The organism is Lysinibacillus sp. NPDC047702, from assembly GCF_050272555.1.
GTDB lineage: Bacteria > Bacillota > Bacilli > Bacillales_A > Planococcaceae > Lysinibacillus.
This window is the reverse complement of record NZ_JBNNMG010000068.1, coordinates 18,225-29,660: the sequence shown is the minus strand read 5'-3', so window position 1 is coordinate 29,660 and position 11,436 is coordinate 18,225. Positions and strand designations below refer to the sequence as shown.

At 35.9% G+C, this 11,436-nt stretch carries 13 protein-coding genes; 5 read left to right on the top strand and 8 right to left on the bottom strand.

The genetic code is table 11. The features are described 5' to 3' along the window. Window positions 1-395: 395 nt before the first annotated feature. A complete protein-coding gene (locus tag ACQKIM_RS23205; protein WP_427548514.1) occupies window positions 396-539 on the bottom strand; it encodes a hypothetical protein in 144 nt (47 codons plus the stop codon). A gap of 228 nt (window positions 540-767) precedes the next feature. Between ACQKIM_RS23205 and ACQKIM_RS23200 the strand changes: the two genes are divergently transcribed. After that, window positions 768-1,448, top strand: a complete 681-nt coding sequence (locus tag ACQKIM_RS23200; protein ID WP_427548518.1) for a site-specific integrase — start codon at window positions 768-770, stop codon at window positions 1,446-1,448. A gap of 335 nt (window positions 1,449-1,783) precedes the next feature. On the opposite strand, the gene ACQKIM_RS23195 is transcribed toward ACQKIM_RS23200, so the two are convergent. From ACQKIM_RS23195 to ACQKIM_RS23175, 5 genes are all read right to left on the bottom strand, one after another. After that, window positions 1,784-2,083, bottom strand: coding sequence for a hypothetical protein (locus ACQKIM_RS23195; protein ID WP_427548512.1), 300 nt, complete (start codon window positions 2,081-2,083; stop codon window positions 1,784-1,786). A 211-nt stretch (window positions 2,084-2,294) separates the two neighbouring features. Further along, the gene (locus ACQKIM_RS23190; protein ID WP_427548510.1) at window positions 2,295-2,777 is read right to left on the bottom strand and encodes a CcdC family protein; all 483 of its coding nucleotides are present in this window, start codon (window positions 2,775-2,777) and stop codon (window positions 2,295-2,297) included. 110 nt (window positions 2,778-2,887) lie between these two features. After that, window positions 2,888-3,655 (bottom strand): CPBP family intramembrane glutamic endopeptidase, encoded by a 768-nt coding sequence (locus ACQKIM_RS23185; protein ID WP_427548508.1) that lies wholly within the window; start codon window positions 3,653-3,655, stop codon window positions 2,888-2,890. Window position 3,656: 1 nt separating this feature from the next. Then, window positions 3,657-4,226, bottom strand: coding sequence for a TetR/AcrR family transcriptional regulator (locus tag ACQKIM_RS23180; RefSeq protein ID WP_427548506.1), 570 nt, complete (start codon window positions 4,224-4,226; stop codon window positions 3,657-3,659). 286 nt (window positions 4,227-4,512) lie between these two features. Then, the gene (locus tag ACQKIM_RS23175) at window positions 4,513-4,932 is read right to left on the bottom strand and encodes a winged helix-turn-helix transcriptional regulator (RefSeq protein ID WP_427548504.1); all 420 of its coding nucleotides are present in this window, start codon (window positions 4,930-4,932) and stop codon (window positions 4,513-4,515) included. A 165-nt stretch (window positions 4,933-5,097) separates the two neighbouring features. On the opposite strand from ACQKIM_RS23175, the gene ACQKIM_RS23170 reads away from it, so the two are divergent. Beyond that, window positions 5,098-5,814 carry a 3-ketoacyl-ACP reductase gene (locus ACQKIM_RS23170; RefSeq protein WP_427548502.1) on the top strand — a complete coding sequence of 239 codons (717 nt, stop codon included), beginning with the start codon at window positions 5,098-5,100 and terminating at the stop codon, window positions 5,812-5,814. A 214-nt stretch (window positions 5,815-6,028) separates the two neighbouring features. On the opposite strand, the gene speB is transcribed toward ACQKIM_RS23170, so the two are convergent. Next, window positions 6,029-6,901, bottom strand: coding sequence for an agmatinase (speB, locus tag ACQKIM_RS23165; protein ID WP_427548500.1), 873 nt, complete (start codon window positions 6,899-6,901; stop codon window positions 6,029-6,031). A gap of 452 nt (window positions 6,902-7,353) precedes the next feature. Here speB and ACQKIM_RS23160 point away from each other — a divergent pair, with 452 nt between their 5' ends. Then, window positions 7,354-9,408 (top strand): transglycosylase domain-containing protein, encoded by a 2,055-nt coding sequence (locus tag ACQKIM_RS23160; RefSeq protein WP_427548498.1) that lies wholly within the window; start codon window positions 7,354-7,356, stop codon window positions 9,406-9,408. 355 nt (window positions 9,409-9,763) lie between these two features. Here the strand turns inward: ACQKIM_RS23160 and ACQKIM_RS23155 are convergent, their stop codons facing one another. Further along, window positions 9,764-10,279 (bottom strand): YwhD family protein, encoded by a 516-nt coding sequence (locus ACQKIM_RS23155; RefSeq protein WP_427548496.1) that lies wholly within the window; start codon window positions 10,277-10,279, stop codon window positions 9,764-9,766. A gap of 165 nt (window positions 10,280-10,444) precedes the next feature. Here ACQKIM_RS23155 and ACQKIM_RS23150 point away from each other — a divergent pair, with 165 nt between their 5' ends. Continuing rightward, a complete protein-coding gene (locus ACQKIM_RS23150) occupies window positions 10,445-10,630 on the top strand; it encodes a 2-hydroxymuconate tautomerase (RefSeq protein ID WP_427548495.1) in 186 nt (61 codons plus the stop codon). Window positions 10,631-10,735: 105 nt separating this feature from the next. Then, window positions 10,736-11,404, top strand: a complete 669-nt coding sequence (locus ACQKIM_RS23145) for a class A sortase (protein ID WP_427548493.1) — start codon at window positions 10,736-10,738, stop codon at window positions 11,402-11,404. The last annotated feature ends 32 nt before the right edge of the window (window positions 11,405-11,436 follow it).

Below are 11,436 nucleotides of genomic sequence, written 5' to 3'. Positions count from 1 at the left end.
TCCGCAGCACTATAAAGAGACAATTTTACTAGAATGCAATGCCGAATGGATTCAGTATGGCTCTTAGTCAAGCACATGTTTTGGTGAAGAGCCATTATTTTTTTTCACTTTTATTATTCTCCTTGATATAATATAAATTATTATTTTTTTGATTCTTAATGCTTTTCTTTTTCCCTCGAGGTAAATATATCATAACATTCCAACATCAACCAATTCAATAATCTCATTACGCCAATTCACGCCATATATACCGCCATTTTTTGGCGTTACTTCAATTTTCTCCAATACTAAAGTTACAATTTTTTTGATTTCAAAACAAAATACTTGATATTTCTTTCAAATATAATCTTTATATCGAATAATATTGTTCGCAAAACTGTCAAATTTTTAATAAATTATATAAAAAAGATTAGGTACCCATAAAAATGTCGAACCTGATATTTTAAGTGTTTTACACGTCGTTGATGAATCGTAATATACAAATCCATTAAACGATCAATGGTCATTGTACCATTCTGTAAATCTTTTTTGTATTCCACAAAAAAACACCTACCCAAAGGTAAGTGTCTATGTAAACAGTTTATTTAATTGCTTCATTGCTCTTTTCTTGTTCTTCTCCAGTTGTTGCACCGTTATTGACTTAACTTTTGGTGCTGGTCCTACAATGTCTTTAGAGATTTCTTTTGAACGTTGCTCCGCCACTTCTGTGTCTTTATCATAGTATCAATAAATTTAAGATGCTTCCTCACTATTCCATGTAACAACTCATAATCAACCTTTTTACGTTCTATAAAGAACTGTTTTATTTCCTCACACCTGCTCAATTAGTTGTTTTCTTAGAAGATGCAAAGAATAATGAAAATGTAACAAGCTATACTTTTTTATTGACCGTTGCTTTTACAGGCTTGCGTTGCGGTGAAGCATGCGGGCTCCAATGGAGAGATATTGATTTTGAAAACAATACAATTACTATCGCCCGTTCTCGTGGTCAATATGGTGTTGGTAAAACTAAGACTAGAAATAGTGAACGAACAATTATGGTTGATCCAGTTGTTATCGATCAATTAGAGATGTATCAGAAATGGTGTAAAAAGAAATTGTTATCTCGTGGAAAAAAGTTGAAGGATGTAAATGACGATACATTTATTTTCATTTCGGAACTTTTAGGAGAACCTATTTCAACTAATAATACAAATTTAGCTATTAAGAGAATTATTCAAAGGACCAACCTTCCTAAAACAACACTGCATGGTTTACGGCATACGCATTGTACGGTGCTACTAAATAACAAGCTGCCAGTGAAGGTAATTGCCGAAAGATTGGGTAACACACCTCAGATGGTCCACACCGTTTATGGACATGTACTAAAGGAAATGGAGCAAGAATCGGTGACAGTATTTAGCCAAAGTTTAAATGCTGTTGGGGCTAAAATTGGGGCTAACTCTTAATGAGAGAGCCCTTAAAGCGTTGATATTAAAGGCTTTCTTTGTGTAGAAATAACCTTTTTATTATAGGATGAATCCTCATGTTTTTTCAAGATAGAAGTCAAGTGTATCCAAGCAATATTCCCATCTCCATAAATTACCTATATATTACAATTCAATTCATGCTGCAAAACATAAGGTAGTTCATCTTAAAATGAGAAACTAAAAAAAGCATCTGCTCAAATTAATGAGTAAACGCTTTTGATGTTATTCGTAATAAAAATCTAAGGTGTCCTCCCCTTTTGTTAAGGCTGTTTTCTAAAATATTGTTGCTGTTAAAACATAAAAACAGAGTTAATCTACAAAATGTGTAGAATCAACTCTGTTTTTATGTTTGGTATTTCGTAAATCGAATAAAGACCCCGATATTTCAATAACTGCAATCTTATAACATCTTGTTTATGATTGAATTTTATTTTGATTTTATATTCATCCTCTTTATGGTTTCCATTATTAACAGTACCAACTAAAAATGAAATAACGCTCTTGTTAATTTTTGGTACCACGTCTCCAATATTCCCTGTAATTAACCCATCTCTACCTTCAAACTTAATGTCAATATTATGTAAATCCCCATGCGATAGTTCTAGATCTTTCAATTCGATTTCAACCCAATTTACTTTTTTTCACCATACAATTCAGGAATGTAAATATATTTTACATTCCAATGTTCTCCCTCTCCATAGAAGATAACCTCATCTGTTATATCAGTTTGTTTGGTTGATGAACAAGCTGTCAAACTAAGTATAAGAAAAATACCAAACAACACTCTTAGTTTCATTTTGGAGGGTATTAGAGATATACGAAGTTCTACAAACTGACTGTATTTTTTAGTTTAAGAACCTTTTTATATTTTATATAGCAAGCTATTCTCCAGGGAATTAAATAACAAATAACAAGTAAGAAAATTAGCATATTGAGTGTACCTGGTTCGATAGTAGAAATATGTTGTCGAAAATAATAACGTAAAGCAATCATAATGGCGAAAGTAATTATAAAAGCAGGACTTTTCTTAGCATAAATTAAACCATCATTTCGTATTTCATAATCTGACCATAAAATAAGAGGAATAGAAAAACCCACTCCTAAAAAAATTGCTAAAGATAAATGAAGGTATGTGACGTGCCCAGAAGCGTTTAGAAAAAATGATAATCCAGGTGTTAAAAATAGAAGAGGAAGAATTATTCGGCCTCCTTTCCCTTTGGTTGGTTTGTACATAGAACGGATTCTACGAATTAAAATGAACAATCCAATAATTATAAACATAGATGTAGCTGGTATTGCAGTTTGCATAAAAGCCTCCCTGAATCATTATTGCATAAATTTAAACAAAAACCCTATTTTTCCTTATACAACTAACTGCCCCGTTCGTATAGCAACAATCTTTTCGAAAACAGCCTTTGTTAAACACCAATCTCAGGATTTCCATTGTTTAATTTCATAGATTCTGTTGTTTCTCTCTTAGAAAATAATGCTCGCCAGAAATAAATTGCTAGACCAATTAACAATAAGCAATGAAAGACATAAATAGAAACAGAAAGAACATTCGGCTCACTATCGGTCAAGAATGCAAAAAGATCATGCGTAGCGTGCCAGATAATCGGGAAAATAATACTTTTTGTCTTTGCAACAATTTCTGCACAAACTAACCCAAAGAGGAATGCAAAAATAATTTGTAGCAATGTCATTAAAAAATCCTGTCCGGAAGCTAAATTTACAAGATGTCCAATGCCAAATAAAATTGAGGAACCTAGAATAGCCGTTTTAAGCCCTTTCTCTGATAAATATTTGAAAATCAGGCCTCGGAAAATAAGCTCTTCACAAAAACCAACTGCAATAACAAATAGAAACAAAATAAATACATATTGCGCAGAAAAACCATCATTATCTGTAAGACCATTTAAGAATGCAACCAGCTCAAAAGCAACGATAACAGCTATCCATGCCTCTGCTTTAAACTTTCTAAATCCGAAATCTCGGAAAGGGAATTTACTTTTTTTCATGATCCAAAGAGTAACTAGAACACCACCTGCAAAGGCAATAAATTGAATCAAACATATAGAACTTAAGTTACTTATATTTTTTACAGATATAATTACACCAGCTATGGTAGGAAAAACAAGTGCAAGCAAAGTAAACTGTATGGATAAAAGAATAGGTGAATTTTTCATTTCATTTATTCTCTCCATCGAACAATTTTTGTTTAACACCTTCATAAACGTCTTTTAAAATACTTTCAATTTCCGAGCTATTTAAATCGCAGGTATTCGTTGCACACATTGTCGCAATACCATGCGTTGTTAACCAGATATCTATAAATAAAGATTTTGCAGAGGTTTGTGTTAATCCTGTTAATTTGGAAATCAGTGCTATTATTCCTTGGTTTTCTAGGTTATTTACCAAATCCGAAAAGCTTGAGATCTTATATTTATTGGATAGGAATAACAGCTCAAATAACTTTTTTTCTTCGCGAGCAAAGTTAATATAAGCTAACCCCATTCCTAAAAAAGAACTTTCTTGCAAACCCTGAGCTATTCTTTCATTATAAAGATTTCCAGCCCTTTCATAGATTGCATACTTTAAATCGTCCATACTCGAGAATAATCGAAATATAGGCTTTGTCGAACAGCCTAACTCTTTTGCTAAATCCCTTGCATTTACACTATCAATGCCACTCTTTCTAACCATTTCAAAAGCACAATCCATTAAAATTTCCTCTGTAAATCGCTCTTTTGGTGCCAAAAATATTTTCCTCCCCCGATAGGTAACATTAGTTACCTATAATATAACAGTATTTTCCTATCAATGTCAATACGGCATTCAAAAAAATTCCAAAGTAATGAACAAGCTCACTTTGCAAATTGCTATTGCGACTAATTTGTTAGCCAACTTTTAAAAGCAAGTGGGGCTAAAAGTAAGCTATTACACCTCCCTACTTTTAGCCCCACATTATAAAATAAATTGTTTTACAATCCTAAAATCATTTCCCTTAGCTATTTGTTACATTTTCGACTGATATTTCACTTTCTCAGCATCGGCTATTTAAATCATCGAAAATGACTTTGTTATTATTTTTCTCATTGCTTTCTTGTTTAATTTGATCAATTCTCTTTTTTCCCCATTCATACATCATCTCAACGATCGGTAATAACGCCATCCCTAGTTCAGTCATGGAATATTCGACTTTTGGAGGAACTTCTGGAAATACTTCTCGATGAACAATTTCATCTTCCATCAGTTCACGTAATTGGTTTGTTAATATTTTATGAGATATTTTCGGAAAAAGTCTTTGAAGCTCACTGAAGCGATGAGGTCCTTCTACACCTAAATGCCACAAAATAACAACTTTCCATTTCCCACTAATAATTGATAAGGTAAGTTCTTTTTCACAATGGTAATCGTTATTTAATATTCTCTCTTTTATCTCTTCTCTTAATTTATCTGACATAGAGCTAACTCCCTTTTCATATAAGTAACTTTTAGTAACCTCCGCACCAAAAAGTGCACTCTTCCCTATATATAAAACCGTAGTAAAATAAGGATAGTCTTAAAGACAAATCTTAATCTATTTTTTTGTCTAAATAAAATTATTTCAACCGAAGGAGCGATAAACATGCAAACAATCATAGGAAAAGTGGCGTTAATTACAGGAGCTGGACGTGGAATCGGACGTGCAACAGCAGTAGCTTTTGCACAAGAAGGTATTCACGTAGGTCTTGTTGGACGTACTCTTGAAAATTTACAACAAGTAGCGGAGGAACTTAAACAGTATGATGTGAAGGTAGCAATCGCCGCGGCCAATGTAGCGGATTTGGACTCTATCACCGCAGCCGTTGAATCTATTCGCGGAGAGCTTGGCGCCATCGACATTTTAATAAACAACGCCGGTATTTCAAAATTCGGTAACTTCATGGACCTAACACCTGAAGAATGGACAAATATTATCGATGTTAACGTAAAAGGTGTATACTACACAACACGCGCTGTATTACCAGAAATGTTAGAGCGCAATACAGGCGACATCATTAATATCTCATCAACAGCAGGTCAAAAAGGTGCTCCGATTACAAGCGCATACTCGGCTTCAAAAGCTGCGGTTATCGGACTAAGTGAATCATTAATGCTTGAAGTGCGTAAGAAAAACATTCGTGTTACAACATTAACGCCAAGTACAGTTGCTACGGATATGGCGGTTGAGCTTAACTTAACAGACGGTAATCCAGAAAAAGTGATGCAAGCAGAAGATTTAGCAGATTTAATGGTTGCACAGCTAAAACTTCATCCACGTGTTGTATTAAAACATGCTGGACTTTGGTCGACGAACCCTTAATAGAACTTTACAAAATATCGAAACGCTGTCCAATGTATAGGATAGCGTCTTCCTTTTTGAATAATAAAGTATCTATCAGATGAACTTGCAAAAGCTTGAAAAGAGCATTTCCGAGCTTCCTCCCCTCCTAAGATAGAATAAAGCGAAAAAGTGAGGCTAGCTCATAGCTAAACCCCACTCAAACCGCTTCATATCAACATTTACAAAGACCTGCTTATTTTACCCAGCCTAAAATCATTTCTCTTAACAATTTACTTGCTGTGTTTGCCGTCATTTCTGATGAATCATAGATAGGTGCCACTTCCACAAGGTCAAAGCCAACTACATTCACACCACTTGCTGCAATTGCATGAATTGATGCTAGTAATTCTTTTGATGTAATACCTCCGCAATCTACAGTGCCAGTGCCTGGTGCATGTGCTGGATCTAGAACATCAATATCAATCGTTACGTAAACATTACGTTTTTCTAAAGAAGGTAATACCCCTTTTAATGGCTCTAGCACTTCAAATTTTGAAATATGCATTCCATTTTCCTTTGCCCATTCAAACTCTTCCTTCATGCCAGAACGAATACCAAATGAATAGACATTTTTTGGACCAATATGCTCAGCAATTTTACGAATTGGTGTTGAGTGAGAAAGTGGCTCTCCCTCATACTCTACACGTAAATCTGTGTGCGCATCGAAATGGATAATAGCTAGGTCATCATATTTTGCAGAAACAGCCTTCATTACTGGCCAGGACACTAAATGTTCCCCACCCATGCCGACTGGTATCTTACCGTCTGCTAACAGCTTTTCAATAAACTTTTCAATTTCGTCTAATGATCGCTGTGCATTGCCGAATGGAAGCGGAATATCACCTGCATCAAAATATTTTACCTCATCTAGTTCACGGTCTAAATATGGGCTGTATTCCTCTAGACCAATTGATACTTCACGAATACGCTGTGGACCAAAACGTGATCCTGGACGATAACTAACTGTCCAATCCATCGGCATCCCATAAATGACTGCCTGCGCATCCTCGTAGGTAGGATGACTTTTTATAAAAACATTTCCTGAATAAGCCTCATCAAATCTCATTTACTTACCCTCCACTATTATTAGATATTATCTTTATTCATTCATTTTTATCTTCATTCAGAAACTTTTTATGGGTATCCAAACACCAACGGAATGAAGATAAGCCTCTAGTATCAACATCGTGTTAGATCTAAACACAACTCAAAATCCGAAACTTTGTTTATCTGCGTGACACTACAATTACATCAAGGCGAAATTGATTTGTCATTGCTCTTAAAGGGCTTACAGGATTGTAATGAAACCTCTACCCCGCAATCCTCGTATACATTATTGGAACATCTAGCAAAATTCGATTAAAATCTACAAGATGTCGAATGCTAGCATTTCAAACAGTACAAAAAAAGTATAGATGTTTTTGAATAAAGTGCAATAGTTTTTACCTAGAATTTCGATTAAAGATAAATGATCAGACACATACTATGGCTAAGTGTGAGAAAACGAGGTGAAGTCGGATGAAGAGAAAAAGCTATCAACGTAAACAAAAACGTGTGAAGCGTACACGTAAAACATTGACCCTTTTTATCGCCTTTACATCTGCAATTGTAGTAGCATTCGTAGCTCTACGCGTTTATGTGCAAGTGGCTGGAGCTCCCCCTTTAACCGTACCAAAGGCCTCTATTTTCTTAGATGAAAATGAGAACCAAATTGGGGATCACTTTACGAATGAACGACGTTACTGGGTTAGTCTTGATGAAATGTCACCGTACTTAAAAAAAGCAGTTGTTTCTGTTGAGGATAAAGATTTTTATGAGCATAGCGGTTTTGACTTTTCACGTATCGCTGGTGCTGTGTTAATCGATCTTAAAGCTGGGAGTAAGGTTCAAGGAGCAAGTACAATTACACAACAATATGCTCGAAATCTATATCTTTCACATGAAAAGTCTTGGACACGAAAATTAAATGAGGCACTGTATGCTTATAGATTAGAAGTTTTTTATGATAAGGATGAAATATTAGAGGGCTACTTAAATACTGTCTATTACGGACATGGTATGTATGGTGTAGAAGCAGCAAGTCGATTTTATTTTGGTAAATCTGCAAGTGATTTAACATTAGCAGAGGCAGCAATGTTAACAGGCGTACCGAAAGGACCAAGTATCTATTCTCCTATTGCTAATATAGAAAAAGCTACAAATCGCCAGCATGTTATTTTAAAACTAATGGCTGATCAAGGCGCTATTACACAAGATGAAAAAACACGTGCGAAAAGTGAACAGCTTGTTCTAAAAAATGATAGCTGGGTAGCAACAAAATCTGTCGCACCATATTTTCTTGATGTAGCATGGCAAGAGGCTAGTGAAATTCTGAAATCAAAAAATCTCGATATTAGCGAAGGTGGCTGGACGATTCAAACAACTTTGGACCCTGGACATCAAAAAGCCGCAGAGGAGGCTGTAGCTAAAAATCTGCCAGCAAATGATCTGCAAGCCTCATTTGTCAGCATGGAGTCTAAAACTGGAGCTGTTACGGCACTTGTTGGAGGTCGTGACTATGCGACAAGCTCATTTAACAGGGTTACACAGGCAAAACGTCAGCCAGGCTCAACTATTAAACCTATTTTATATGCAGCTGCTTTAGAGAATGGCTATAACCCATTAACGTTTTTGGATGTTGGTGAGACGACCTTCACTTATGATAATGGACGAGCAACCTATGCTCCAAAAAATGTAAATGGTGAGTTTGCAACACATGATATGACTATGGCCCAGGCTATCGCAATCTCTGATAATATTTATGCTGTGAAAACATTAGAGGAAATAGGGTTTAAAACATTTCACGATATGGCTGGCCGCTTCAATGTTAACATCGGTGCAAAGGACAATTTATCGATTGCACTCGGAACAGTTGAAACAACTTTATATGAGATGACAAATGCCTATAATGTTCTGGCATCACAGGGGCAAAAAACTTTACCAACTACTATTATTTCAATTAAAAATGCTCATGGTGACATTATCTATGAAAATAAAGAGGTAAGTGCTAAAGCTGAAACAGTACTCTCAAAGGAAAATACGTATATTTTAACAGAAATGATGACAGGTATTTTTGATCCTGTATTTAGTGACTATTCTCCTGCTACTGGGATAAGTATTCGCTCTCGTATGACACATACGTATGCTGCAAAATCAGGCTCTACAAATAGCGATCAATGGCTCATTGGATTTACCCCTAGCTTAACTGCTGGTGTGTGGAATGGCTACGATCAGGGCAAAAATTTAACGGCAAAAGAAGATACTGCTGCTACAAAGAAAATATGGATTGATTTTATGGAGACTGTTAATAAAGGTACAAAGAACGAAGATTTCGTAAAACCTAAAAACGTTAAAGGTGTTGTAGTTGATATTGAGACTGGCAAGCTTGCAACTGATGCATGTCCTAAACAGCGTCTTGTATATTTGGATGCAAAGGATGTGCCAACTGAAAAATGCACAAATTTTGATATTCTCGATACTGACACATGGGGAGAATTCTGGAATATGCTCCCGTTCTCTATTTTTAAAAATTAGCGGAGCATTGGGAACCTTCCATGTCCCTAGACGTTCTAATTCAATGAAGGCTCTCGACAAAGAAATATAGACATATACGAAAAAGAAAAGCTTTCTCTTCCCCGGAGACGTGTCCGTGGGAACAGAAAGCTTTTCTTATTTATGGTTCGCGAAATGGATGAGCATCATGGGGCATTTGGCTTGGGTTTGGGTTGTTCAAATGCCACATAGCGCTCATCACTATTCGCAGAACCAAGTGTCCTAGCTTACTAAAATGTAAGCTCTGCATCAAGTTTACTTTGTTTCAAACCTACTTTCAACCTTATATCGAAAGCGATTGCAAAATGTCACAGATTGTTCAATCATTGTAGGTCTATTATGCAAATAAGTCTTGACGCAATTGCTCCTCACTGCGTGCCCAAAGGTCCGGATTAAGCCCTTCTAGGAAGGAAGCTAACACTTTTTTGGAAGGTGCATCCATATGATTTACAATAATATGGCGCTTCATGGATTTATCCATTTTATTAACATGATCAGCTAAAATTTTATAGCCGCGACGTTTTTCTCGGTTAATCACCATTTCACATGCAGTTACACCTGCATAGTAAGGTCCATCCTCTTTATGATCAATCGTCACCCATACTAGCCAATAAGGTTTACCACCTTCGGAATCAGCACGATTTGTCGTAAATTTAATGCCTCGTTCCACATCACTCCGTGCATGCATAGCCCCGATTTCAACGGATGCTGTCCCCTCTTCTATGTCAAGAATGACTGGCGATACGTTTTCTAGCGAAAGCGAGCCAATGCCAAATCCTTTATGTCCGTCTGTTGGATCATTTTTGATAATTGTAAAACCCATTTTTTGTTTTGCTTTTTCTTCATTTGCCATACTTTAAAACCCTCCATTCTGCTATTATAAAGTAAAGCATATTATGCGCATGGATGTCACAGTGAAAGCAACATTAATACAGCGCAAATGCCTAAATTTAAGTAAGAAGTTATTACTTTCTTATAACCTAACTATACAACATTATTCTATAAAGGAGGCAATATTATGCCATACGTAACAGTGAAAATGCTAGAAGGCCGCACAGAGGAGCAAAAGCGCGCCCTAGTAAAAGAAGTAACAGAAGCTGTTTCTCGTACAGTAAACGCGCCAGCAGAAAACGTAACTGTTTTTATCGAAGAAATGTCTAAAAACCATTACGGCGTTGCAGGCATTCGTTTCAGCGATAAATAAAAAAGTATGATGGGTAGAGCAGCCTAGCGCTCTACCCATTTTTAAAATGAGCATAAGAAGCTGGAGCAAAACCCTCTATTTCAAGACAAGGATGTGATCTATGTAATGAATAAACTGAAACTAACATTACTCATCTCTATGCTCATCGTTGGCCTTTTACTTATTTTTATCAACCCCATTCAAAATGCAATCATTGCCCATTTAAGCCATCAATTGAATACTACTGAAATTAGTGCAGAAGAGATTGAAAAGAACAATCAGGTTGATGTAGATTATATATTTGAGGATGTACAATCGTTGTCCATAGCAGAAGTGTTAAAGGCTCAAACAATGGCAAATAAAATGCCTGTTATCGGTAGTATTGCTGTACCAAGTGTGGATATGCAGCTTCCTATCGTTAAAGGAGTTGGAAATGTTGCCCTAGCCGTAGGAGCAGGTACCATGAAGCCAAATCAAAGCCTTGGGCAAGGAAACTACGCCCTAGCAGGACATTATTTCGAAGAAAAGGATATTTTATTCAGTCCGCTTTATAAAGCAAGCATAGGGGATTCAGTTTATATAACGGATTTAACCAATATTTACGAATACCAATTAACAACAAAGAAGGTCATTGCTGCAACAGATGTTTATGTAATTAATGATATCCCGAATAAAACCGTTTTAACACTCATTACATGCGCTGATAATGGAACAAAGCGCCTTGCTATACAAGCTGATTTTGTTCAGCAATATCCTTTTGATGAAGCACCTGAAAAGCTATCAGAGGCATTTTAAAAATTGACGAAGCCCCCAAGATTAAATAGTCT